The following is a 24,989-nucleotide window of genomic DNA, read 5'->3' as shown; positions in this document are numbered from 1 at the left end:
GGCCCCCGAAAAGCAGGCAGCTTACGCCTTTGTTGCAGTTCGAGATAGAATGTACCCTCTTACAGCCCGTGTGGCGGCAAGGTTGAAATGTCCGCCGGTTTGCAAAGTAGAAATGTCACCTTGGGCGGGTCTTCAGCCATTTAGAAATGCGACACTCACCATGTCCACTTGCACTGAGGCAAGCCCCCGACCGGACCGGCTGGGCCGGGTTGCAAGGGAAGGGAGGGGGCGGGTGAGACGCACCCCTTCGGCTTTAGCTTTGAGACGATCCAATCGACCCGTCACTCGGCAGCTTGCTGCCGCAACAGAGCCGTCTCACGTCGCGCAATCACCGCCGGATCGTTCATGTAATCCGTGCGCCTTCCGGGCTTGCGACCCCTCGGCTTATAGCCATTTTTGTCACTGTTGCTCTTCACGACCGGCTGTTCCTGCTGGTCCTGACGCTCCTTGATATAGGCTAGGAGTTCACCCAGCCGCTTGTTCTCGGCAATCGCCGCATGCGTCACCCGCTGATCCTTGTCGAACACCGAGTAGGGCAGGCAATAGCCTTTCCAACGCACATCCAGCCGACCGTCCGCATAGGCGTAGGTCTCGACATAGCGACCGACTAAACCACGCGTCACCTCTGTCTCCTCCAGCATGATCCGCTTGCGCTCGAACGAGAACGTCAGCTGCGATCCGACGTAGCGCTGCTCGCGTTTGCAGAGGATCTCTTGCAATCGATCCGGCGCCAAATTCATCGGCCGGTGCAGGTCATCACACCGGGCAGGGACGATCGCAAACCGCGCGTTGTAGTCCTCCACGAAGTCCCGCAAGAACGCATTGCCGGCCTCCATGGTGTCGATGCCAGAAAGCCGCAGTTCTTTGACCAACCGATCCTGCAGCGTCCGGTTCATCCGCTCGACACGGCCCTTGGCCTGGCTCGAATTTGCGCAAAGAATCTCGATGTTTAGCTCGCACAGCGCACGCCCGAACTGGGTCATCCCCTGGCCACCCTTGGCGTCCTTTTTAGGGACCCGGAACACCGTGTGCTTGTCGGAATAAAAGGCGATCGGAGCACCGTGATCCTTCAGGTAAAGCTCGAGCGCCTCGAAATAGCTGAAGGTGCTCTCCGAACGCACGAAGCGCAACTGCATCAGCTTGCCGGTCGCATCATCGACAAACACCAGCAGCGAGCAAGCCGGCCCGCGGTCCTCGAACCAGCGATGCTCGGAACCGTCGATCTGCACCAGCTCGCCATAGGCCTCGCGCCGCAATCGTGGCTGATGAAACGTCCGCCGCTGCTTGCGCGACAACCACAGTCCAGCATCGACCATCCAGCCGCGCACCGTCTCGCGCGACACACGCAACCCATCACGCTCGGCCAGCTTCTCCGTCGCCAAGGTCGGCCCGAAATCCGCATAGCGCTCGCCAACCAGCGTTACCGCATAATCGCGAACGCCGTCGCTGATCCGGTTGTTCGACGGTCGGCCAATCGCCTTGTGCCGGATCGACGCCGCGCCGTCCGTGCACATCCGTTGCAGAAGCCGACGGACCTGGCGGGTGCTCAGATCAAGCACATGCGCCGCCGACACCATGGTCATCCGGCCGGCGATCACCTTCGACAAAACCTCGATCCGCTGCAGATCACGCTCGCTCATCGCTATCAATCCCATCTGCAATCTCCGCCGTCATCAAAAACGGGGAGAGAGTGACATTTCTACTTTGCAGAAACAGGACATTCTAACTTTGCGGCTACAGCCCGCAATCAGATAATCTATCTTATGGAACACCCGAGCGGTTTCATATCTGTTGCTTTTGGCGGAAAATCGAATGCCGAGTTTTCCCAAACTTAACGCCTTGGCTTTCTGTCCATGATGCGCTTGTTGTATTTCGCCACCAACGCTGGTGCGGCAGCAAATACGCGTTTCTCAATATCGTCCTTCTGCTTATCCGACACTGCGCCAGGGCTATGTTCGCTTAGCGCTTGAATGACTTGTGCACGAGATTGACCGTGCTCTCCGATGCTTTCGGCGATCACGCGATCCTCGACAGCTTTCCAGTCCACCCTTGCTGGTTCAGTAGTTGCGAGTTCTTGAGCCGCAATTTTGCCAAGTGTACTTCTCGCGCCAACCGACTTCTGCAATGCCACAATTCCGGTAACACGTTTTTGGAACTCCTCATCTTCATCGAAGCGCGGCGGAAAGCAGGACCGTTTGGCCACCTCCTGTGTACGCTTCTGAGCAAGGAACGACGGGACAGAGGGCTTTGGGGCGGCAATCTCCCCTTCCGTGAAAAGGTTGGGGAACAGCCGCTCGCGGTAGTCTAGCGGGAAGGCTAAGCGTACGGGTGTCTTCGGCGAAGCGGACTTCAGGAAACCATGATCGAGCAGCGCCTTCAATGTGTTCCGCGCAGTACGGTCGGGCGACTTCGTGATAAAGCCAATATCGCCGCGATTTATCGAGCCATGTTTGAGGACGGCTGAGATGACGTCCGGAGCACGCTTGTCGTCGATAACATCTTCTACCAATTTGCGGTAACGGCTTTCGAGCGTGTCAAAAGAGAATACAGCATTGGAAAACTGAATCTGGTCGAGGGCCACCGACAAGAACCATTCGCAATAGTCTTGCAGAGCCTTTGCGGACAGGTTTCCTCGACCGTCTCTATCGTTCATGCGTTGCTGGTCGGCATGATCCATCAGCCTTTTGTACTCGCCCTTGTCCTTCAGTCCACGGGCTAGACCACGCGAGATCGACCACAATCCTTTCCCGCCTACACCTGCTTCCTGAGCCATAGCGTGCGACATCAATCGGCTCACCCGACCGTTTCCGTCCATAAACGGATGGATGAAGTTAAGCCGGTGATGCGCGGCAGCGATGGCAACAATCTTGGTTGTCGCCCCCACCTGGGTGGACGCGTAGCGCTTGGAAAAGTAGTCCATGAACGCTTTGACATATTGAGAGGACGGCGGCTGGTGTCGACCGACGGAAACATCGTCGGCGCTCTTTGATCTGAACGCGCCTGGAACGATCTCGACCTTAGGTCCTTCACGGCCTTCGACGAAGCGGAATTCCTCCGGCATCTCCTCATAGAAGCGGCGATGTACCCAAACGATGAACTCGGACGATGTCGGTGGAGGCAATGTGCCATTTCTGTTCAAGCGATCGATTTCCCGCTGAACGATTACATGTGCCCTTGCTTCCAAGGCCAGCGGACGAGTGGCCTCTTCAATCTCAACGCCCGCTAGTGCTCGCTCGATGTCCTTGGGACGTGTATTGTGACCTTCGATCAAGTTTGAGTAGTAGCAGTTCATTACCCTTACGAGATCGGACAGTTCGAAGGCCGAGTCGTTGTGAAGGCCCTGGCCGAGCTTTCCAGATGCTGCCTGAATCTCCACAACGAGATCAGAGATCGAGGAAGGTATGCTATCCTCGAAAAAAGCCGGTTCAATGCGGGTTGGAACTTCTTCTGCCAATTCTTGCCGATCTTTGAAACTCTAAAACACGATGATATTTAGTGGGTTAACCTGCTTATTTCAAGAACATTGCCGATGTTGATTGCCGATTTTCGAAATTTGCCCCATGTTGGGATTTTTGCCGATCTTTAGCATCCATGTTACGAAGATAAATCAGCTACTTATCCTAGGTCACAAGGTGAGACTTGCCGATGTTTATTGCCGATCTTTTGCGTCAACAGCACCTACCTGACCATCCAAATGAACGCACCTGGCAGGCCGGTCGCCCAGACAGTGATGCTCTGTCGGGCGTGGAAAATCCTGCTGAATTATTCTTCATATCGTTCAGCGACGACTGTTGTGCCTTCCTTATTCCCCATGAGCGCTGCCCATCCATTGAGAGCGTTGTTATTGACAACAACGCCAGAGTGTTGTTATCAATAACAACATGAAGGCCAGACCGATCGCGAAACCGCGAACGGTGATCAATGACAAGACTTATTTTGAGGTCGTGTTATGGCACCTACCCAACCCGGTTCCGGGCAGCACGCACCCGTTCAAGTATCGGCTGGCCTTCGTTGTGAACGGTGAGTGCGTTCTCCGCTATGACAATGAGCGCGGGAAAGGCGATCACCGGCACTTGGGTAACCGCGAAGAAGCCATCGAATTTACGTCCCTTGAAGCACTTTACGATGCCTTCCAAGCTGACATGGAAAGGATGCTCAGATGACAACTTTGACTGTGCGCTTGAGTACCATAGCGGATGCCAAGGCTCGCTTTGTCGAGGCCGGAAGGCGGGCGCTTGCAGGGGAGACAGCAGAGGCCGTACCTTCGGTCAACTTCACCTCCTACGATGACATGCACCGAGTGCTCGCGCCTTCCCGCCTCGCTATCGTCAAGGCGCTCGCGGGACACGGGCCGCTGTCGATCCGCGAGGTCGCGCGTCGGGTCAACCGCGATGTGCAGGCCGTTCATCGTGACGTGACGACTCTCGTCAATGCTGGTGTCATCAACCGGACAGAGAATGGAATCGAGTTTCCCTATGATCGCATTCATTTCGAATACGATGTGAGCGCCGCAGCGTGATGAGGAAGTGTTGGCACTGATCGGCTACGCGCGTTTCCACCCGCGAACAAACGGTCGCGGCACAGCTCGACGCGCTACGCAAGGTCGAGTGTATCCGCATCTTCGAGGAAACCGCCTCGGGCGCGAACCACGATCGGCCGCCGCCCGGTTATCATGCCCCTGGTCCGATCCAGGCTCTTGGTGGCGACTACCATGACTTTGCACCATGGCTTGGGCGCGGCGCGAAATCAGGATGTTGGTACTGCCTTGGAAAACCGGCGGCGTTCGAGCGTTTCCGCCTCTAGTGCGAACCCCGCTCGCTCATAGAATCGGTCCGCAGGATTTGTGTTCAGGACGCTGAGCTTCGACTATGTTGGAGTCGATCTCGATGCGGCCGTCACCGAGGAAGCGTATCCGCTCGCCTGGCTGACACAGACCTTAGTTCGCATGGCCAATGGATGGCCCGCGCAGGATATCGACGCTCTGATGCCCTGGAACTTCGAGTCGAGCGTGGTCGGCTAACTGCTTACGGACGACGCGTCGATACCCCAAATGTTATCGTCGAATCCGCGGCTCGAGCCTCAACCAAAACATAGGCCCGGCAGTTTCTGTCGCTGATGGCGCCCAAATGCACTCCGCAGGCCGAGAGCAGTACGAAGTCGTAAGTCAGGGAACACTTCTTGCTCGGTTAATGACGTGTTCACCGAGTGGAGGCGTTTTGTAATGAGTTTGCACAGAAGGGATCATTTCGCTCGCCCCGAGGGATTACTGCTCGCGGGCATGCGTTTAGGCGACACGGTTACCGCATCAAAACGAGATCCGCTTTCCAACAGATAATGGGACGATCTTGCTGTCGCCAAAAGCGTTCGCCAGCGCGTTCATGGCTCGCCACCCGGTGCAATGGCCTGCAGCGATGGTGGCAAGGTCGAACGACGCCAACGCTTCGATGGTCGCCGGGATGATCCGCTCGTTCTGTCCGACAAGATGCAGCCCGCCCACGACGGCATGGAGCGGCACACCGGGAAGGCTCGACTTTGCGTGCGTCAGTACATTGATCACGCCCGCATGTGAGCAGGCGCTGAAAATGATCAGGCCTTTCCCGGTAACGTTGACGGCCAGGAAGCGCTCATCCATCATCAGCTCGTCCGACACCCATCCGCTGCCGTCCGTGGACTGCCGATATTGGCCGGGAAATCCCCGTTCGAAAGTGGTCACGCGCTGTATCTCGCCGCTCACGTAAGCCGATCCTTCCAATAACAGCTGCGGCTCCCTCGTATTGACTGTGGCAGCGCCGAAGGAGGCAAGTTCTTCCAAGCTGGCCACGTCTTCCATGAGGCGCAACGACCCATCTTGCCGCTTGAGGGCACGTTTTCCGAACATGTCCGGATGGACGTAGCAGGCGACTGGATTGCCCCCATTGCGGTCCCGGATGAGTTGCAAGGCACAAAGCATCGCTCCGCAATGATCCCAGTGGCCGTGCGATAGAACGATTGCCTCAACACGCCCAAGCTCGACGCCGAGGCGCGCGACGTTCTGCTCGAGAACGCGGTCTTCGGGACCGGTATCGAATAGTATAGTTCTCGTGACGCCTCCTTGATGAATGGTAACGAGACAAGCCAGACCGTGGGCCGCGCAACATAGGCATTTGCCGCCCATGATCCACATCCCACGACGCCGCCGCTCTATGGCCGCGACCTCCGTCTCCACAAATGAAGGCACCGTGGAAAGATTGTCTGTGAGATTGTCGACAAGAACCCGAACCTCGACGCTGTCAACCGCCACTAGCCCGTTCATCAGAGCCTCCGTGCCTCGAAATGTCTGTGGGACTGGTTACCAACCTGTCTGCGATTTTATCACTGAATGCGCGGTCCCCCAAACAAGGCGTCACGCCCGCGATGACGCCGGCGCGGGCCTTCTCGCGCTCAATACCAGGGACCGAAACAGGGCCACTCACCTCGACGATGCTTAGAGAAGAACCATAATCGAACCTCGTCGCGTGGCATCATCAGGGCGGTTTGCATCTTCAAGGCTGTGAGGCACCGGCGGTGCACCGACTTTCGTTTGTAGGCGGTGTTTAGACCGCATCTTTCGGAACGGTGCGTGATTGCTTAAAGTTACGCCGCGATGATTGGGGCGAGCGTTTCGATGACGAGAGCGGCGAAATTTCCGGCATGGGAGGATATGATTTGAACGAGACACAACACCTGTGGGAATGGCGCGAGAAGATCGCAAATCTCTACTACGAGGTACGTTCTAGCCCGGACGTGGTTGCTGCCTGGAGGCTTTGGTGCGACACCCGTTCGACCCTGTTTCGCGACCATCCTCAGTCGCCAATTGAATTGGCGGACCGCAAGACGTTCGAAGGGCCGACGACATTTTCTTATGATCCCTCGTTGCGCTTGACGGTACAGCTTGTCGCAGTCACGCCGGAACGGATAACCGTCGCAACAGGAGCGGATGGTGACCTGTCGATGCATGCGTTCTCTCGTACATCGGGGCTGGAGGCCAGATTGGGCGGCGAATTAACCCTTTACTGGATTGAAGGGTACGGCGGTGGCGTGTTCCTGCCGTTTGTCGACGCGACCTCAGGGACCGAGACATATGGCGGTGGCCGATATCTCCTCGACACCATCAAGGGAGCGGATCTCGGAGTTGTCCGTCCAGACGGCGCATTGATACTCGATTTCAATTTCTCCTATTTTCCTTCGTGCGCCTATTCTTCCCGCTATGTCTGTCCATTAGCGCCATCGGGCAATCGACTGAAAGGCGCGGTGAGAGCCGGTGAACGGCTACCTGTCTCGAAACGATAAGCGCCGGGGTCAGAGGCCTTGAATCTCCGTAGCCGGGCATTCAGAAGTCGTGACCGTGCGCGTATTTCCGTTTCGAATAATACCGTTGTGACAGAGATCTTTCACGCGCAATGCCAATGAACGGTATGAGCCGGTTTGAGGCGAGACTGCAGGAGAACGTCGTCGTTAACTGATGAGTTTGTATCCCGAGGGGCAGCGCGCTTTACGAGATCACGACCATGGTAGAACTATGGCTCCAGATTGGAGGAAACGCACCAATCGAGCTTATCGATTTCACTGTCCGTGGTGAGCCCGAGGTAGTTGACGTAGAACCCGACGATAAGGACTGCTGATTGGAAGCCCCTCGCCTCAGTTATCCCACGAATTGACCGCCGGAACGGTATTTTTTGTTTCACCCAAGGGAAGAGGCAAGCTGGAGGTCCAGCCTGCTCCTGACCTCACCCATACTGGCAAAGAGAGCGGCGAGAGCTTTCTCGGAAGCGATCGACCTCCGGCTGTTGGGGGTTACGCTGCCACTTCCTTGGCAAGTGTAGTTTTCACCCTTGGAACCACTTCTTCACCGAATAGCCTGATGCTCTGGACCAATTTCTCATGCGGCATCGTTCCGATGCTGTATTTCAGCTGGAACCGCTGAATGCCAAGGTTCTCGATAACCGGCGCAAGCTTTGCGGCCACGGTCTCCGGTGAGCCGACATACAGCGAGCCCTGATCGATTTCGGCTTCGTAGTCTCTCTCGCTAACAGGACCCCAGCCCCGTTCACGGCCAATACGATCTCGCATGGCGCGGAAATGCGGCCAGAACTCTGCTTTTGCAGCGGCATCGGTCTCGGCGATATAGCCCGGGGAATGAACACCAACGGGAATTGCCGGATGCTTTAGCTGCTCATTGGCGTTACGATATAGATCGACGAATGGCTTGAAACGATAAGGGCTCCCGCCGATGATGGCTAGCATCATCGGAAGTCCATACTGCGCAGCACGAATGACGGAATCTGGGCTTCCGCCAACGCCTAGCCACGTCTTCAGCGGGCCTTTCTCGACAAGGGGAAACACGCGCTGACCATTCAAAGGCGGCCGCGTCATCCCCGTCCAGCTAACTGGCTTCTGCTCAAGGAGCTGGGCGAAAAGCTCGACCTTCTCCTCAAACAGCTTGTCGTAATCGGACAACGAATACCCAAAGAGCGGGAAAGACTCAGTGAAAGACCCCCTGCCCAGGATGACCTCTGCGCGGCCGTTGGACGCTGCGTCGACAGTTGCGAACCGCTGATAAACGCGCACGGGGTCGTCCGAACTCAGCACCGTGACGGCCGAACCCAGCTTGATCCTTTCGGTCACCGTCGCAACGGCCGCAAGAACAGTTTCCGGGCTGGATATCGCGAAATCCTCGCGATGGTGTTCGCCGATCCCGAAGAAATCGATCCCAACCTGGTCGGCTGCTACGGCCTCCTTGATGACATTCCGGATGACCTGAGCATACGTTTCAGGCTGGCCGTTGGCGTCGTGTGTTACGTCCCCAAAGGTATCGAGGCCGAATTCTACATTTGACTTTGTCATGCTTGTTGTCCCACGGGCCAAGCCGACGCTAACCGCCGACGCCCAATCGTTTGGATTTTGGGGTCTTAGTTGGGGTGCCGCCTAGTAAAGCGGAATGGCGAAAAACTAGATCGAAATCATCGAAGATATAGAACAGGCTATGCGGCAGCCCCCAAGGTGCGCTTAGCACCTTGGGGTACACGATAGACAGCCTTCAAGCCGAACCGGAGGCCAGAGCTTCCTCGCTGGCTTTGACCACGGCATCCACTGTGATGCCGAACTTGTTGTAAACGTCGTCGATCTTTCCGGATGCGCCGAAGCTATGCATACCCACGAACCGACCGTTGAACCCGAGATATCGGTCCCAGCTATCCTGGACGGCAGCCTCTACAGCGACCCGCGCAGATCCGGCGCCGAGTACCTTCCCCTTGTACTCGGGCGTCTGAGCCTCGAACAATAGTCGGCATGGCATCGAGACGACGGCGGTCCGAATACCTCCGGCCTGCAGCCGATCCCGAGCTTGAACCGCCAGATGGAGTTCTGAGCCGGTCGCCATGATAGTCAGCTGACGCTCGCCTCCTTCCGCTTCCAGCAGCACGTACCCGCCTTTGGCTGACAGGTTTTCGCTTCCAGGGTCCCTGCGCAGCAATGGCATTGGCTGCCGGGACAGTGCGATGAGAGCAGCTCTGCGGGGAGCGTCGAGGATTGCTTCCCAGCATTCTGCCGTTTCAATCGGATCACCCGGGCGGTAAATAGCGAGCCCTGGGATTGCCCGAAGTGCGGACAGATGCTCGACTGGCTGATGGGTCGGCCCATCTTCGCCCAATCCGATAGAATCGTGCGTCATCACAAAGATCGAGCGGATTTCCATCATGGCGGCAAGGCGAATGGCAGGTCGTGCGTAATCAGAGAACGTCAGGAACGTGCCCCCGTACGGGATCAATCCCCCGTGAAGGGCGATGCCATTGATCGTGGCGGCCATACCATGCTCGCGGACGCCATAATGGATGTAGGAGCCCGCATACTGACCGGGGGCGATCTCGACCTGGGATTTGGCTTTCGTGTTGTTGGATGGCGTCAGATCGGCTGAACCTCCGATCAATTCCGGCAGGGCTTCAGCCAGATGATTAAGGACGGTGCCACTGGCTTGGCGAGTGGCCATATCCTTCTCGCTTGCCAGCAACTCACTTTTGGCCGCCTCGATCGCCTTGCGCCAGTCGTGCGGCAACTCACCTTTCATCCGGCGCGCGAACTCCGTGCGGATCTCATCGTTCGCGGTTTGGACGCGTACTGCCCACGCCATCCGCTGGTTTTGCCCCTTTGAGCCAATGGAGCGCCACGCCTCAAGCAGGTCACCTGGGATCTCGAACGGAGGCGACGACCAGCCCAGGAGCTTTCTTGCGCCCGCAATCTCTTCCTCCCCAGGCGCATCACTGTGCGCTTTCTGGGTACCGGCCTTTGTCGGGAAGCCGAAACCGATGATCGTCTTGCAGGCGATCATCGAGGGTCGGTCGGTGACCTTCCGCGCCTCGATGATCGCTGCCCTGATAGCATCGGTATCGTGTCCGTCGATCTGCAGGACATGCCAGTTGGCCGAACGGAAACGCGCCTGATGGTCATCGGACTCGGCGAGGCTGGTCGCGCCGTCGATGGAAATCGAGTTGTCATCCCAGAAATAGATGAGCTTCCCGAGTTTCAGGTGTCCTGCGAGCGCGATGGCTTCCTGGCTGATGCCCTCCATCAGGCAACCGTCGCCATGGAAGACGTAGGTGTAGTGGTTCGAAAGATCGTCGCCGAACTTTGCGTTCATGATCCGCTCGGCCAGGGCCATGCCGACCCCGTTGGCAAGCCCCTGCCCCAGTGGACCGGTCGTCGTTTCGATGCCTGTCGCGTGATGGTATTCTGGGTGTCCTGCTGTTCGCGAACCGATTTGGCGAAAATTCTTGATCTCATCGATGGTCATGTCCTCGTAGCCGGTCAGATACAGAAGGCTGTAGAGCAGCATCGAGCCATGACCGTTCGAGATCAGGAACCGGTCACGGTCGTACCAGTAAGGGTCCTTGCTATCAAACTTCATGAACTCAGAGAAAAGCACGGCCGCGATGTCTGCCATGCCCATTGGCATGCCGGGGTGACCGCTTTTGGCCCTCTGGACCGCGTCCATGGAAAGGAACCGAATGCAGTTGGCGAGCTTGCGGAGGTGGGGGTCTTTTGGCGCGGGAACAGATGCGGTCGTATCGGGCATGGGTATCTCCTAGTTCAGACCGAGTATCTCGCTTGGAGATAGGGCGAGGACGAAGAAGCGACAGAATGGTGACGCGTCAGCGACTATGGGTCACACATCAGAAGTGTACTGGCTGTCCCCGGAATGTGAAAACTGGAAGCTACGGGAACAGCCGCTCGGAAAAGCATTCTCAATTTACTTACGCATCTTCGCGGGCTTGCTGTTCACAACCAACGCGACGCCTCTCAGTTTGACCAAGCACCCGCCACAGGAGGCAAATATTTCACCGCGTCGGCTTGCGAACGCTAAGCATCACGCACATGCCGTTCCGGTAAAAATTGAATGCTTGGCAGGATGAGGTGGCGACGCACTGGTCCTGACAGGCAGCAAGACTGCCCCAGCGGCGCGTTACTCCGGCTTCCATTGATACCGTTCGGGATGGGCCTTAACCTTGGCTTCCGTAATGCTTCCATCTTTACGACCGGTGGGGTCGACATACATCGCCCTGGCGGCCATCAATGCGATGTAAAGTTCGGCTTCATCGGCGTCGAGGGTCGCCACAAACACGCGCTGTTCATCATCCGCCAGGGCAAGAAACCTCTCGTATTGATCAATCGCCTCGGGTTTGGCGCCGTCTCCAAAAGGCAGCCACTTGAGCCGAAGGCGTTGACGTAGGGTTGCCTCCTGCCGCTTCGTGCCTTCGCCATTGATGTGGTAGGTTTTGCCCTTTTCCAAAGTCATCTCGGTCAACCGAAGCTTCTTGGAGCTTTGTAGGGTAGAGCATTCAACGTTTATTCGATAGGGGCTTATCGAGAAGCGCGACAACTGGCCCGTCAGAGGCATCGTTTGCTGGCTGCCCCCCCGCTAGGGGACGCGGCGCGGTGCCTTCGCCCGTCGTCGACCGCATTGCCATATCGCCCAAGCATGTCACGAAGCCATTGGTTTTCGGCCATTAGTTCTTTTCTTCGCTCGTCAACGCCTGCCGAGCATTTCAACCGGTCTGCCTGCCTAGAATGAACTGGGCGCTTGTCATTGCAAGCAACTCCCGGGCCGACAGGCAAATTGATTCCCGTTCTACCTATTTCATCACCAAGGACTTCATCACCATCGTCCACTCCCCTCGGTTCGGCTTGCACGACGGCGTTATTCTTCCGAGAGTCACTTTCAGAGAACCTAGCCTCGCTTCCGGCCATCAGGTCATCGAGTTCTTGTATCCAGAGGTAATATTTCTCCCGCAAAGGATGGTCGTCGGCCAACGAAGTCAGCTTTGTTTGCGCTAAGCGCTTTTTATCTCGATGCAATCGGGTATCGATTCTCACTGTCCATCAACCTCGCTATGGAGAAGCAGAACATACAGTGAACATTGGCGGCGGTAAACCTTGAGTCTTGAGCGGATAGTTCAAAAGAATCCGACTCCCTGATTTTCTCTGCGGAAGTCGACGGCAACCCAAAGCTACGGCTAGGGCTGCTGCAGCGGGCGCTAAAGGGCTTTATCTTTCAGACGACAACAACAAGCTCGTGTCGGATGCTGGTCCGGCCACACCGAAATCACTTGGTCCGCTTGACTCCATACCCGCTATAACGCGCAAGCAGTTGCTTTAATTGCTCATTCTGCAATAGCAGTTTTTGAGCCAATTGAGATCTGAGCTCAGTTATTTCGCCATCCAGGTCTAACGCTACGGCCGAAAACGTGTTGGCGACCGACCCACCCTTGGATGAATTAGCCTTAGGAGCCGCGGCGGCGCGAGACTTGGGCGTTTTTTAGCCGCCTAAAGACCAACGGGAAGGGAGCGTCCCGTAAAAAGCTATCCGATGGCGGACATGTCGCACGCAGCCGTACTTTGCTACCCGTCCGTCGGCTGACGTCCATCTTTAGCTTCGGCGCGATTCCCCAATGGAAATCGCGCCTGCAGTTCCGAAAATCATGCGGCCTTAGAAGACAGGCTGGACGTTCTATAGGCGATGAGATCTTCGATCGTGATTAGCTGGAGACCGTGTCTTTCAGCAAACACTTCCAGCTCGGGTAGCCGAGCCATCGTTCCGTCGTCGTTTGCCACTTCGCAGATCACTCCGGATGGTGAAAGACCAGCAAGCCGGGCAAGGTCAACCGCTGCTTCCGTGTGGCCCGGACGAGAGAGAACGCCGTTTGGATGGGCTCTCAGCGGGAAGATATGTCCTGGACGCGCAAAATCCTCGGGACGAGAGCCGTCGGTGACGAGGGCCCGAACGGTCGCTGCGCGATCGGCAGCAGAAATCCCGGTTGTTGTTTCTGGGATATAGTCCACGGACACGGTGAACGCCGTTTTGAGCACTTCGGTATTGCGCGGAACCATCAGGGGAATATCGAGCTCGTCGAGCCTTTCGCCTTCCATCGCAACGCAGATGAGACCACGCGCGTTGTTCATCATGAACGCGATCGATTGAGGAGTGATTGCTTGGGAGGCAATCACGAGATCCCCTTCGTTTTCACGGTCGCGGTCATCGACAACAACGACGATCTCGCCACGCGCAATAGCGGCGATCGCATCATCAATCTTGGAAATTGCCATTCTCTTCTGCCTTTCAAGGGTTGCCGCGGTGAGCGGCGTGCATGGCCTTTAACAGCCACAATTTTCCCTTGGGCGAACAAGCATACAAGTCGTCGTCAAACACGACGACCCCTGCGTTGCTCTCTTCCATCCGGACTATGACCGTCGGCTCCGGCATCTCACCGGATCTGCTGACCCTTCGCTATCGCGAAGGCGCTCGCGGGCTCCGAGTTGCCTCGATACCGCCGGTGGGGAATTACACCCCGCCCTGAGAACATGCGTAACATAGACATTCACTGCATCAGTTCGCAAGAGAACGTCGCGATAAACTGCCGAACACTCCCTTCCGCACTCCGTAGTAGAAACCTTAGGGTCGGAATAGATTCTTGTACTGTGAAGGTTGCGACCGTAGATATTGCGGAGGCGCGGATACCTGACCTCCCAGCGCTGCGGCTGCATGCCAAGGCCAACGAGGGTCGTAGAGTGCGGCCCGTGCAATTGCGACCAGATCCGCGTCACCGGTGGCCACGATCGCCTCAGCTTGCACAGGCTCAGTTATCAAACCAACCGCCACGACCGGGATCTTGATTTCATTCTTGATGGCCCGCGCAAGTGGGACCTGGTAGTTAGGCCCGACTGGAATTGATTGCTTGGCATCCAGCCCGCCGCTCGATACGTGGATCGCGTCGCACCCCCTCGCCTCAAGCTCCTTTGCAAAGGCGATCACCTCCGCCAGTTTCAGCCCCCCCTCGACCCAATCCGTCGCCGAAACCCTCATCGTCACGGGCCTGCCCGCCGGAAATGCAGTCCTAACGGCATCGAAGACTTCGAGAGGAAAGCGCATTCGATTTTCGATCGACCCGCCATAGTCGTCAGTTCGCCGATTGGACAACGGTGAAAGGAATTGATGCAGAAGATAGCCATGGGCACCGTGGATCTGGACAGCGTCGATGCCGATACTGGCGGCACGTTTTGCCGACGCGACGAATGCGTCGCGAACACGCTTTAGTCCCTCCTGATCGAGCGCTGTAGGCGGCACGTACTCCGGAAGGAATGCCATGCAAGAAGGCGCTTCAGTTTGCCAACCATTATCGTGGTTTGGCGGGATCTGCTTGCCTCCCAGCCATGGGATATCTGTCGACGCCTTGCGACCGGCGTGGGCAAGCTGAATAGCAATCGGCACATCCGAATATCGGCGCACTCCATCCAGCGTCCGAGCTAGGGCAGCTTCGGTTGCGTCATCGTAGAGACCGATATCCGCGAATGTGATCCGCCCTTCTGGCACTACAGCGGTAGCCTCGATGGTCAGCAAACCCGCGCCGGAGAGCGCAAGCTGCCCCAAGTGGATAAGGTGCCAGTCAGTAGTGCATCCATTCTCCGCTGAGTATTGACACATGGGCGCGATGACGATGCGGTTCGCAAGCTCCAGCCCGGCAACCCGGAAAGGGGAAAACAGAACAGGGTTTGGCATTGGGTCTCCTTGATCAGGGAAATTCCATTTCAAGAGGTCTACTTTCAACGGCTTCCGTTGAGCGGGCTTTTCAATAACATATTGTCTTTGAGTTGCCACTTCCCGGCCGCAGAAATGGCACTCCAGTTTTGACGCTGGCACTTGGCTCATAGCATTCATATACTCGCCGCTCCGACGCTATCCCTGCGATCGGTCTGCCTCTCTACGTTAGCTCACCGCTTGCTACTCATTTCTTGACGATCCACACACTGCGGACCTTCCACGATGAGCTTCTGCTGAAGAGGCCACCGTCGACTGCCTCTCGCTTGACGAAATTTCTCAGCATCACTACAAGTTCTAAGGGTATCGCCAACTTGAGATACAGATAGTTCTCTATCCTGGAGGCCCCAATGCGCCGAGTGACTTCTCAACAAGTTCAAACCCGAATTTTTGAGAAGTTGATGGATCATGCGCACATTAAATTTGGGCATCCTAGCTCATGTGGATGCAGGCAAAACTAGCCTTACGGAACGCCTCCTTTTCGATACAGGTGCAATCGCCAAACTCGGCAGTGTCGATGGCGGCAACACCCAAACAGACAGCCTCGCCATAGAACGACAACGCGGGATAACCATCGCTGCGGCTGTAGTGTCGTTCCGGATCAACGATCTGGACGTCAATTTGATCGACACTCCCGGTCACCCAGATTTCATCGCCGAAGTCGAGCGAATATTGAGGTTGCTCGATGCGGCCATTGTGGTCGTATCGGCCGTCGAAGGCGTACAAGCTCAGACGCGAGTGCTGGTACGCGCCCTGCAGCGACTTGGCATTCCGTTCCTTGTCTTTGTTAACAAGATCGACCGGATGGGAGCGCGTTACCTCGACGTCGTTGCAGACATCGCCAAGCAATTGGCGGTGCGGCCGATAGCGATGATGGAAGCGAGGGATATCGGAAGCCGCGTTGCGACCGCTAAATCAATCGATGTCAGCCACGATCCGGGTTTTTCGGCCCTTTGCGAGATGCTCACCGTCAATGACGACTGCCTGCTTCGCGACTTCGTTGCTGCTTCGGAGCGGTTGACGCCAGCGCGGCTTACCAAAGCCCTGGCAGATCAGGTCGCCAATGGCCTGATTCATCCGGTGTACTGCGGGGTCGCAATGACCGGCACCGGTGTGTCGGAACTCCTCTCAGCAATCGAGACACTTTTGCCCAGCAGAACCCCTTCTCCTGACGGCCCGGTAAAGGGAAGCATCTTCAAAATCGAGCGCGGTTGGGGCGGAGAGAAGCTCGCCTACCTTAACCTGACTTCAGGCACGGTAGCCGCGCGTGGACATCTTCAACTGCCAACTGGCAACGCTAAGGTAACGAGCATCCAGGTTTTTGGCGAAGGAAACCTGCATAGACACGAATATGCACGCGCCGGTCAAATCGCCAAGATTGGGGGCCTAACCGACGCGCGGATCGGGGATGAAGTTGGAGCAGACGGTCGCTCTTATCTCGAAGGGCAATTCGCACCACCGACACTGGAGACCCAGGTCTCACCGCAACGACCGTCGGAAAGCCGCGCTTTATGGGTTGCCCTGCAACACCTGTCGGAACAGGATCCATTGATCAACCTGCACACAAATGAAGATGCGAGTGAAATGTATCTGTCGCTTTATGGCGAGGTTCAGAAGGAAGTCATTCAGTCAACGTTACTTGCAGACTACGGAGTTGACGCGGTGTTTCAGGAAAGTACGGTCATCCTTGTCGAGCGGCCGATAGGGACAGGACGCGGACTTGAAGTCATCTTCAAGGAGCCCAACCCCTTTCTTGCAACGATTGGCCTACGGGTCGAGCCACGCCCGGAAGGGACAGGCAATAGTTTCGCGATGGAAGTGGATGTGGGACAAATGCCCGCTGGGTTTTACCGAGCCATCGAGGAGACGGTATCCGAGACCCTAAAGGCTGGCATCCATGGGTGGCAGGTAATCGACTGTCATGTCGCGCTCACTTCGGTCCGACATCACTCGCCGTCTAGCACTGCGGCTGATTTCCGAGGGCTTACACCACTCGTTTTGGCGGCAGCTCTTACTTCCGCGCAAACGATCATCTGCGAGCCCATAGAGCGTTTTCGGCTTGAGGTCCCCGTAACCGCATTACCCAACGTGCAGGTCGCACTCGCAAAATCAGGAGCATCGACCGAGGAAGCGCTGATTGAAGGTGGTATCGCCCAATTGCGAGGCATGGTTACCTCCGCTCAGGTCCAGGCTTTGCGACGGGTCCTGCCCGGATTATCCGGCGGTGCCGGGATTTTGGAAAACGCGTTCGATCATCACAGCCCCATTGCGGTCCGGCCTCGTGCTCGCGCTCGCACGGGCGCAAACCCCTTTGATCGCATCAACTATCTTCGGGCGATCCATTGAGACACTCGCGGGAGCGGACAGTTCTGCTATCAGAGTACTGGAAACAGCCAACTGGTGACGACCAATATGGTCCACCTTGCCAGGGAAGGGGTAGCGATCCCCGCACAACGAAGCAGGATCAAAAACTTCGACGCGCTATTTGCCAAATGCGTGTGGTGGAAACCGGGAGCGGTATAACCAGATAACATGCTCAAAGCTGCCCTGCGCTCGCGCGCAGGGGTATTGGTTTGTGATGACGCCGCACGGCGGCCCTTGTGGCCTGAGTTTCGACAATCTTCTGAGGCTCCAATTCGGATCCCTCTTGCATCTATGGCAAAGTGATCCAAGGGGCTGAACGCATCGTCAAGATCAGCCGCCGAGTACGAATCGAGAAAATGCCAGAGAGTTTCGAGCATCCTCGTCCATTTTCGTTTCGTCTGCGCCGTCGGTGAGGTCGCGCCAGACCCTGATATCAGATCCGATCGTTCCACCGGTCTTTACGAACGGCTCCATGACCACAGCGCCGGTATAGTTGATCTCGCGAAGTGCCAGGCCGACCTCGTGCCAAGGAATTCTTCCTTTACCGGGCACTCGACGGTTGCTTTCACCCGTATGGAAATGTCCGAGCAGCGGGCCGGCGGTGCGGATCGCCTCGCCGAAGCTGTCCTCCTCGATGTTCATGTGGAAGGTATCGAGCATCACTTTAACATTCGGCTTCCCGACATCCTTCACGAATGCGACACCCTCTGCGGCGGTGTTGAGAACGTGGTTCTCGAAGCGGTTCAGGACTTCGATGCAGAGGTTAATTCCCAAGTTGGCGGCGAAATCCGCAATGCCGTGAATACCCTCGACTCCGCGAGCCCGGTCGCCCTCCTTGTCGACTGGCTTCGAGTAGTCCACCGGCCAATAGGAATGCAGCGCGCCGCCGATCGTCTTGATGTCAAGCTTTGCGACGTTTGTAAGCGTTTGCTCGAAGAATGCCTTTCCCGCCTGGCGCACCGCAATGTCCGGTGATGAAAGGTTCTTGGATTTCGAAGGCCCGATCCCGGCCGTGAGGACGATGTTATTGTCCGTGGCGGTCCGTCTGATTTCTGCCAGTTCGGCGTCGCTGTATTCATTGATATGGTGCGCAGCTACCTCGATGACGTCGAAGCCGAGTTTGGCTACCTTCTCGACGTAGGGGCCGAATTTTGCGCTCCACTCGTGTTCCCAGTAAGAGTAGTAAATTCCGTGTTTCATAGGAGTCTCCAATGTAGTAGATCCCGCCGAATGTCCCTGGCGGGGTTGGCAGTGGCCGACCGCAGCTACCTCCGGTCGGCCTTCGCGGATCAGTTGTTCTCGATGCGGAGGTCCGGCTCGGCGCTTCCCGCTACGATCGCAAGTCCGTTCGGCAGATCGTTCTCTTCGACCTTCCGATCGATCTCCTTCGGATCGAGGCCGTAGCTCCGCCAGCGGTTCTGAAGTCTCTGCCGCAGGTGATCCTCGTCCACGTCGACGAATACGGTGAAGTCGAAAATCTCCTTCAACTTGTCCCAGGGCGGCTGGCGCGCCAGCAGGTAGTTGCCTTCGCAGACAATGATGTTCGTCGACCGGGGAATTAGATTGCCGCCAGCCCGCGCGATCTCGATAGAGCGGTCGAATACCGGAACGGCAACGACGTCGTCCTCGTTGGCCTTCAAGCGCTTGAGCATGTGACGCAGACCATGGGCATCGAAGGTGTCGATTGCCCCCTTGTAAGGCCGGCGCCCCATCTGCTCCAGGACGACATCGTCATAGTGGTATCCGTCCATCGGAAACAGGGCTGCGTTGAGGTGATGATCCTTGTTGATAATCTCCACGGCGCGCTCCGCGAGCGTGGATTTACCTGAACCGGGTGCGCCCGCTACGGCTATCAGAACTCGCCGACCGTTGCTTTCGTTGAAGCGTTGCGCCGCGATCTTCGCGATATTCCGCGCGTTTCCTTCAATCTTGCTCAAGGATTTCCTCCCGTTGCCACTTCGCACTTTCCGCTACCAACGCCGTGGGGGCGCTGACCATTGCGAAGTCATGCCAGTTGGTATTGTGCGGCTTTGTTGCGCAGGAAAGAGAGGCCATTGCCCATGACTTCCTCCTCGTCACGCGCAACCGGCCGCCAGGTCGATATGTCGCCGGCCATCTCCGGCGGCATGCTGACGAAACTCTCCAGGGTAAGCGCGCCCTTGAAGCCGATCGCAGACAAAGCGGCGAAGATCGGATCCCAAGGCACGTTGCCTGCACCGGGGGTCCCGCGATCGCTTTCCGAAAGATGCATGTATTTGAGGTGATCGCGCGCGGCCAGGATGCCGTTTGCGGCCCCCTTCTCCTCGATGTTCATGTGGAACGTATCGAGATGGACGAACACGTTGTCCACACCGATGCGTTCGACCAAAGCCACGGCTTGTTCGGCCGAGTTGACAAGATGGTTTTCGTACCTGTTCACGGCTTCAACGCCGAACTGGATGCCCTGGGATTTGGCATGCTTCGCGGCCGCCTCGAGCGCACGCGTGACGTTGTCGTACTCCGCCTGTGTCGGAGGAGCTCCAGTGCGTTCGTTGGTACCGCCGTAGGTGACGCCCGTAAGTGCCTCGGCGCCCATCTCGGCCGCCTTGTCTATCGCCACCTTCAGGTGCCGGACGGCGGCGTCCGGCCTTGCCGAGGCCCATGCCGCTTCCGGCAGTACGAGCGAGCATGCTGCACGCAGGCCATGTTTTTCCAAAAGGTCGCGAGTGTGCTTGGCATCGACCGACGGCGCGTCAGCAAGTGGAATCTCGATAAATTCCATCTTGTACTTGGTAGCACCGGCAATGGCCCGCTCCGCGCCTGCGCGGTCCCAGTTCATAGTCCACATGCTCGCATGAATTCCAAAACCTTGCACGGTCATCCCTTCTTTCTGCGTGATGCGATGTACGTTGAAACGATAGTTCTTGCGGCCATGACGACGATCATCAGCACGCCCCAGAGCGCCGTTGCCAGATGCTGGTTTGCACCCATCAGGTTCAGACCCGACGAAAGGAGCTGGAGCACGATGAGAGCGACAAAGACCGGCAATACGCGACCGAAACCGCCGAACGGGTCGATGCCGCCGAGAAACGCGGCGAGCACGGTGATCAGCAGATAGGACTCGCCGTGGCCGACGCGGACCGAATTGAAGCGGGCGAGCATTATCACACCTGCGACGGCGCACATCAGACCCGACAGCGTGTAGACCCGCACCAGTATGCGACGCGTATTCAGGCCGGAGTATCGAGCCGCCTCGATGTTTGAGCCGATCATCAGCAGGCCGAAGCCGAGCTTGAAGCGCGTCAGCAGAAGCTGCCAGATCCCGACGCAGGCTATGAAAATCAAGAGCGGAATAGGAAGTCCGAAGATCGACCCGTGTCCGATAGGAGCGATGAAGCTCGGAAATCCGGACACGTCGCCGCCTCGGGTGAGGAACTCGCCAAGCCCGCGCAAGAAGATCATCATCGACAGCGTGACAAGGATCGGGTGGGCCCGCGTGTAGGCAATGGCAGCGCCGGTCATGAGGCCCGCGGCGCCGCCCGTCGCCAGCGCAGCAAGGACGCCCAGCAGGAATGCAGCCGGCGAGGCATCTACGCCGCCGTACGATTGCATGACCCAGGCGGCGGCCAGTCCAGATAGGTTTGCGGTGAACGTCACCGAGAGGTTGATCCCGCCGGTCAAAAGTGGCAGCAGCATCGCGAGCGTCAGAAGCCCGAGTTCGGGAAGCTGGAATGCCACCGATCCGAAGGTTGCCGACGAAATGAAGTTGTTGGCGGCCAGTCCGAAGATCACCATCACTGCTAAGAATGCGATCGCCGGGCCGGTCATATCCGCGCCGAAGGTGGCGTTGAACTTTTGAGCGATGGCTTTCATGAGTGCGAGCTCCCCCTTTTGGCGTTGCTTTTCGCGAGGAATGGCAGAAGTTTGTCGATGCGCGCGGAAGAGAGCGTGATGGCAATGAGGATGATTGCGCCGACGATCATCTTGAACGCGAAGGGCGACACGCCCATCAGGTTGAGCCCGTTTTGCGTGATCGAAACCATCAAGACGCCGAGGACGCAGCCAATAACGGATCCCTTACCACCACCCAGCCGCGCACCACCGAGAACCGTGGCGGCGAGGACGTCGAGTTCGCGACCATAAAGCGCATTCGGAACAACTTCCTCGGCGTAGTGAGCCTGCATCAGGCCGGCGATGCCAGCCATCAGGCCAAGCCATCCAAACGAGATGTAGTGCATGGCGCCGATGTTGATTCCGAAGCGACGTGCTCCTTCAGGATTGTCGCCGAAAGCGTAAAGCTGGCGGCCGATCGTCGTCCTCGAGATCATAAACCAGGTCGCAAAGCAGCAGAGGATCATCACCACCACCGGAAGTGTGAGTTCGACCCACGATCCATCGGCCATCTCGTGTTCAAAGAACACGACGCGCGTCGTCAGCCATTCCGGCAGATCGTAGATCGACACGCCCTTGGTGAAGAACATCAGGAGTCCGAAGAAGATGTTGAAGGTCGAGATCGTCGCTACGATCGAGATGATGTGAAGCCGGTAGACCAATGCGGCATTGATCAGCCCGAGGCCGATCCCAACCGCCCCCGCGATGATGAAGCCTTCCGCCCAGTTGCCGCCACCCAGCGCGCCAAGCGCCAGCGCGGTGAGGTATTGGACCACAGATGCGGCAACGGCGAAGGAGATGTCGATCCCGCCAGAAATCAAGACGACTAGAAGTCCGACGGCAAAGATGATGTTGACGGCCGAGACGTTCAGCACATCAAAAGCGTTCGAGATCGTAAGAAAACGCTCCGTGCCAAAAGACAGCCCGATGCAAAGCACGACCATGACCGCCAGAAGTGTGAATTCGGTTGTGTGTCCAAGGATCAGCCTACGCATAGACGGCAGACTCCAGTTCGCTGAGCGACAACTGTCGCGGATCATAGGTCGCGTGGATCTTGCCCTCGACCATGTGAATGATGCGGTCCGCATTGAAGTAGACCTCGGGCGGCTCGTCGGAGATCAGAATGATCGCCAGCCCCTGAGCCGCAAGCTTGCGCACAATGTCGAAGATGCCCGCTCGCGCGCCGACGTCGACGCCTACGGTTGGGGCGTCCAGGATGAGAATCTTCGGGCCGATCGCGAGCCACTTGGCGATCGCCACGCGTTGTTGGTTGCCGCCTGACAAAGTCCGGATGGGGTCGTCTGGCGTTCCAATCTTGACGCCGAGCGCCGAGATCCAATGGCTGACAACGCTCGCTTTCTTGGCCGGCGAGATCATTCCGCCGGACAGCAGTTTATCAAGCGATGCCATAACAAGGTTGTCGGCGATCGACTGTGGCTGATTGAGGCCAAGCGACAAGCGGTCTTCCGAAAGGTAGGCAACACCAGCACGAATGGCGTCTCGATTGGAACCGAACCTGACCCGCTCACCTTCGATGGTGACCTCGCCCGCCTGTGGGCGGTGCATCCCGAAGAGCGTAAGAGCTAGCTCGGTGCGCCCTGCTCCGAGAAGGCCGGTGATCCCGAGCGTCTCTCCTCGGCGAAGATCGAACGAAATATCCTCGAACTCGCCGGCTCGCGTCAGTCCCCGCACGGAGAGCACGACCGCCTCGTTGTCGTGATCGGTAGCGATAACGGAACTGTCGAAGTTCCTGCCGGTCATCAGTTCGGTTACTCGTGACTGCGTCATCCCCTCGACTGGGAAGACACCAACGAGCGCCCCGTCGCGGAGCACGGTCATTCGGTCGGATATTTCGAGGACTTCCGCAAGACGGTGCGACACGAAGACCACCGCCACTCCTGAAGCGGAAAGGTTGCGGACGATGTCAATGAGATAGTCGGTTTCCGATTGGGTCAGCGACGCCGTCGGCTCATCCATGAAGACGAGCCGGGCTTCGCCCACAAGGGCGCGCGCTATCGCAACGATCTGGCGCTGCGCGATCGGCAACTCCTTGAGTGGGAGATGAATGTCGATGCTCACCCCAAGGCGAGCGAGTGCCTTCTCAGCCGCGTCCTCGATGGCACGCTTGTCGACAAGCCCATATTTGCCGTTGACTGCGTACTGGAAGCCTATGTTTTCGGCGACGCTCATTTCGCCGAACAGCGCCAAGTCTTGCCAGATCACCTGAATCCCGAGCGATTGCGCCAGAGTGGGTGTCATGGCCGAGATCGGGTTGCCGTCGAAATAAAATTCAGCACCGTCCTGTGGCTTGTAGACGCCGGTAATCACCTTGATGAGCGTGCTCTTACCGCATCCGTTCTCGCCAGCGAGACAGTGGACTTCTCCGGGGTTGACCTCGAAGGACACACCATTCAGCGCGCGTACGCCGCCAAAGGTGACCTTGATGTTCTTGAGTAAAAGCAGCGGTTCGACGCTCATGGAATATCCTCCTGTTCAACCGCTGCTTCAGCGGTCGGCCCCAGGTTTTGCATTGTCCGTAAGGAGGTCGCGGGGAATATGTCCCCGCGACCTCAGGGCGTGGGTCCCGGGAGGATTAAAGGCCCATGCCAACGAGCTTGTCGATGCTGTCCTTGTTGATGGCCAGCAGTTGGTCGACGATGATGGTGTTGCCCTCGGGATTGATCTTTCCAAGGCCCTCAATGTCGTCGCCAGCCTTCGGCGTCTCGCCCTTGGAAATTCGGTCGGCAAGCGTCACGAAGACCTCGCCAGCCTGCTTCGGGTTCCACATGAAGCCGCCCGTCAAAGCACCTGATTTGATGAGCTTTGCTCCCTGCCCTGGAGAGAACGGACCGATGACGAATACCTTTCCGTCCTTGCGGCGCTCTTCCACCGCGCGACCTGCGCCAATCGGACCCTGCGAGCCGAATGCCAGGAAGCCCGTGAGATCGGCATTGGCCGCCATAAGGTCGAGAGCGGTCGAGCGACTCTTGTCGACGTCTTCGGCAACACCATAGCGGTCGCCCACCAGCTTCATGTCGGGATAGTTGGCCTTGATATAGGCGATCGCCGCGTCGGCCCAAGCGTTGTGCAGCGGAACGGTCAAGGAGCCGACGAACACCGCATAGGAGCCCTTGCCGCCCATCTTCTCGGCCAGGAGCTTGCCATGTGCTTCGCCGAAGCCCTTGGCCGAAGCGAGTTCAAAATCCCAGTCGGCACCGACCTGCTTGGGCGATTCATGCGTGATGACCTTGATGCCGGCCTCCTGCGCCTTCTTGAGAACCGGCTCCAGTACCTTCGCGTCATTCGGCACCACGCCGATATAATCAACCTTCTGCGCGATCAGATCTTCGATGGCGCGGACCTGGAGTGCCGGGTCTGCACTGGTCGGCCCAACCATAAAGCCTTCGACGCCGAGCTTGGCACTTTGTTCCTTGATCCCAGCTTCCATGGCATTGAACCACGGGATGCCGCCGATTTTAACGACGACGCCGATCTTCGGACCAGCGAAGGCGGTGGATGCCAGAAGTACAAGCGACAGACCAAGCGTCGCGGCTAGCATTTTTCTCATTGGATCTTTCCTCCTCCAATAGTGCTGACAAGCAAGATCCGTTCACAGGAACGGTAGCGCTCCCGCGTTGAACGTTTCGGCTCC

At 57.5% G+C, this 24,989-nt stretch carries 21 protein-coding genes, 2 pseudogenes and 1 riboswitch; of the genes and pseudogenes, 7 read left to right on the top strand and 16 right to left on the bottom strand.

Annotated elements, in window-relative coordinates:
- Nucleotides 1-281: 281 nt before the first annotated feature.
- Nucleotides 282-1,655, bottom strand: coding sequence for an ISNCY family transposase (locus IB244_RS01530; RefSeq protein WP_192302948.1), 1,374 nt, complete (start codon nucleotides 1,653-1,655; stop codon nucleotides 282-284).
- Between the two features lie 176 nt (nucleotides 1,656-1,831).
- Nucleotides 1,832-3,454: a Fic family protein gene (locus tag IB244_RS01525; protein WP_192302946.1), complete on the bottom strand. Its 1,623-nt coding sequence runs from the start codon at nucleotides 3,452-3,454 to the stop codon at nucleotides 1,832-1,834.
- A 191-nt stretch (nucleotides 3,455-3,645) separates the two neighbouring features.
- Here IB244_RS01525 and IB244_RS01520 point away from each other — a divergent pair, with 191 nt between their 5' ends.
- The 5 genes and pseudogenes from IB244_RS01520 to IB244_RS01500 form a co-directional block, all read left to right on the top strand.
- Nucleotides 3,646-3,885, top strand: coding sequence for a hypothetical protein (locus IB244_RS01520; RefSeq protein ID WP_192302944.1), 240 nt, complete (start codon nucleotides 3,646-3,648; stop codon nucleotides 3,883-3,885).
- On the top strand, nucleotides 3,882-4,163 hold the full coding sequence (locus IB244_RS01515; RefSeq protein ID WP_192302942.1) for a DUF6516 family protein: 282 nt from the start codon (nucleotides 3,882-3,884) through the stop codon (nucleotides 4,161-4,163). Before IB244_RS01520 ends, IB244_RS01515 begins: the two co-directional genes overlap by 4 nt.
- Nucleotides 4,160-4,519 (top strand): helix-turn-helix domain-containing protein, encoded by a 360-nt coding sequence (locus tag IB244_RS01510; protein WP_192302941.1) that lies wholly within the window; start codon nucleotides 4,160-4,162, stop codon nucleotides 4,517-4,519. The genes IB244_RS01515 and IB244_RS01510 overlap by 4 nt, the downstream gene beginning before the upstream one ends.
- Before the next feature lie 10 nt (nucleotides 4,520-4,529).
- Nucleotides 4,530-4,659: pseudogene (locus IB244_RS01505) on the top strand (recombinase family protein); the annotation flags it as partial.
- A 253-nt stretch (nucleotides 4,660-4,912) separates the two neighbouring features.
- A pseudogene (locus IB244_RS01500) lies at nucleotides 4,913-5,020 on the top strand (transposase domain-containing protein); the annotation flags it as partial.
- A 285-nt stretch (nucleotides 5,021-5,305) separates the two neighbouring features.
- On the opposite strand, the gene IB244_RS01495 reads toward IB244_RS01500, so the two are convergent.
- Nucleotides 5,306-6,292 carry an MBL fold metallo-hydrolase gene (locus IB244_RS01495; RefSeq protein ID WP_210334196.1) on the bottom strand — a complete coding sequence of 329 codons (987 nt, stop codon included), beginning with the start codon at nucleotides 6,290-6,292 and terminating at the stop codon, nucleotides 5,306-5,308.
- 377 nt (nucleotides 6,293-6,669) lie between these two features.
- Between IB244_RS01495 and IB244_RS01490 the strand changes: the two genes are divergently transcribed.
- On the top strand, nucleotides 6,670-7,308 hold the full coding sequence (locus tag IB244_RS01490) for a DUF1684 domain-containing protein (RefSeq protein WP_192302939.1): 639 nt from the start codon (nucleotides 6,670-6,672) through the stop codon (nucleotides 7,306-7,308).
- Between the two features lie 504 nt (nucleotides 7,309-7,812).
- On the opposite strand, the gene IB244_RS01485 is transcribed toward IB244_RS01490, so the two are convergent.
- The 6 genes from IB244_RS01485 to IB244_RS01465 form a co-directional block, all read right to left on the bottom strand.
- Nucleotides 7,813-8,862 (bottom strand): LLM class flavin-dependent oxidoreductase, encoded by a 1,050-nt coding sequence (locus tag IB244_RS01485; RefSeq protein ID WP_192302936.1) that lies wholly within the window; start codon nucleotides 8,860-8,862, stop codon nucleotides 7,813-7,815.
- 193 nt (nucleotides 8,863-9,055) lie between these two features.
- Nucleotides 9,056-11,086 carry a transketolase gene (tkt, locus tag IB244_RS01480; protein ID WP_192302934.1) on the bottom strand — a complete coding sequence of 677 codons (2,031 nt, stop codon included), beginning with the start codon at nucleotides 11,084-11,086 and terminating at the stop codon, nucleotides 9,056-9,058.
- 262 nt (nucleotides 11,087-11,348) lie between these two features.
- On the bottom strand, nucleotides 11,349-11,489 hold the full coding sequence (locus tag IB244_RS33040) for a PAN domain-containing protein (RefSeq protein WP_409564039.1): 141 nt from the start codon (nucleotides 11,487-11,489) through the stop codon (nucleotides 11,349-11,351).
- Nucleotides 11,474-11,815, bottom strand: coding sequence for a hypothetical protein (locus IB244_RS01475; RefSeq protein ID WP_169684281.1), 342 nt, complete (start codon nucleotides 11,813-11,815; stop codon nucleotides 11,474-11,476). The genes IB244_RS33040 and IB244_RS01475 overlap by 16 nt, the downstream gene beginning before the upstream one ends.
- 1,172 nt (nucleotides 11,816-12,987) lie before the next feature.
- Nucleotides 12,988-13,614 carry a 3,4-dihydroxy-2-butanone-4-phosphate synthase gene (gene ribB, locus IB244_RS01470; protein WP_192302932.1) on the bottom strand — a complete coding sequence of 209 codons (627 nt, stop codon included), beginning with the start codon at nucleotides 13,612-13,614 and terminating at the stop codon, nucleotides 12,988-12,990.
- A gap of 114 nt (nucleotides 13,615-13,728) precedes the next feature.
- Nucleotides 13,729-13,873, bottom strand: a riboswitch (FMN riboswitch).
- Nucleotides 13,874-13,960: 87 nt separating this feature from the next.
- Nucleotides 13,961-15,064 carry an NADH:flavin oxidoreductase/NADH oxidase gene (locus IB244_RS01465; protein ID WP_192303127.1) on the bottom strand — a complete coding sequence of 368 codons (1,104 nt, stop codon included), beginning with the start codon at nucleotides 15,062-15,064 and terminating at the stop codon, nucleotides 13,961-13,963.
- 447 nt (nucleotides 15,065-15,511) lie between these two features.
- Here IB244_RS01465 and IB244_RS01460 point away from each other — a divergent pair, with 447 nt between their 5' ends.
- Nucleotides 15,512-17,449, top strand: coding sequence for an elongation factor G (locus IB244_RS01460; RefSeq protein WP_192302930.1), 1,938 nt, complete (start codon nucleotides 15,512-15,514; stop codon nucleotides 17,447-17,449).
- Between the two features lie 348 nt (nucleotides 17,450-17,797).
- On the opposite strand, the gene IB244_RS01455 is transcribed toward IB244_RS01460, so the two are convergent.
- The 7 genes from IB244_RS01455 to IB244_RS01425 all read right to left on the bottom strand — a co-directional run bounded on the left by IB244_RS01455 (nucleotide 17,798) and on the right by IB244_RS01425 (nucleotide 24,905).
- Nucleotides 17,798-18,667: a sugar phosphate isomerase/epimerase family protein gene (locus tag IB244_RS01455; protein WP_112645794.1), complete on the bottom strand. Its 870-nt coding sequence runs from the start codon at nucleotides 18,665-18,667 to the stop codon at nucleotides 17,798-17,800.
- 89 nt (nucleotides 18,668-18,756) lie between these two features.
- On the bottom strand, nucleotides 18,757-19,404 hold the full coding sequence (locus IB244_RS01450) for a nucleoside triphosphate hydrolase (RefSeq protein ID WP_192302928.1): 648 nt from the start codon (nucleotides 19,402-19,404) through the stop codon (nucleotides 18,757-18,759).
- Between the two features lie 68 nt (nucleotides 19,405-19,472).
- Nucleotides 19,473-20,321: a sugar phosphate isomerase/epimerase family protein gene (locus IB244_RS01445; protein WP_192303125.1), complete on the bottom strand. Its 849-nt coding sequence runs from the start codon at nucleotides 20,319-20,321 to the stop codon at nucleotides 19,473-19,475.
- A 2-nt stretch (nucleotides 20,322-20,323) separates the two neighbouring features.
- A complete protein-coding gene (locus IB244_RS01440) occupies nucleotides 20,324-21,319 on the bottom strand; it encodes an ABC transporter permease (protein WP_192302926.1) in 996 nt (331 codons plus the stop codon).
- On the bottom strand, nucleotides 21,316-22,332 hold the full coding sequence (locus IB244_RS01435; protein WP_169679627.1) for an ABC transporter permease: 1,017 nt from the start codon (nucleotides 22,330-22,332) through the stop codon (nucleotides 21,316-21,318). Before IB244_RS01435 ends, IB244_RS01440 begins: the two co-directional genes overlap by 4 nt.
- Nucleotides 22,325-23,815 (bottom strand): sugar ABC transporter ATP-binding protein, encoded by a 1,491-nt coding sequence (locus IB244_RS01430; protein WP_192302924.1) that lies wholly within the window; start codon nucleotides 23,813-23,815, stop codon nucleotides 22,325-22,327. The genes IB244_RS01435 and IB244_RS01430 overlap by 8 nt, the downstream gene beginning before the upstream one ends.
- 115 nt (nucleotides 23,816-23,930) lie before the next feature.
- A complete protein-coding gene (locus IB244_RS01425; protein WP_025662254.1) occupies nucleotides 23,931-24,905 on the bottom strand; it encodes an autoinducer 2 ABC transporter substrate-binding protein in 975 nt (324 codons plus the stop codon).
- Nucleotides 24,906-24,989 lie beyond the last annotated feature (84 nt).

It is taken from the genome of Rhizobium sp. RHZ02 (assembly GCF_014851575.1).
GTDB lineage: Bacteria > Pseudomonadota > Alphaproteobacteria > Rhizobiales > Rhizobiaceae > Rhizobium > Rhizobium altiplani.
The sequence above is the reverse complement of the archived record's forward strand: the minus strand, read 5'-3'. Positions and strand labels throughout refer to the sequence as shown.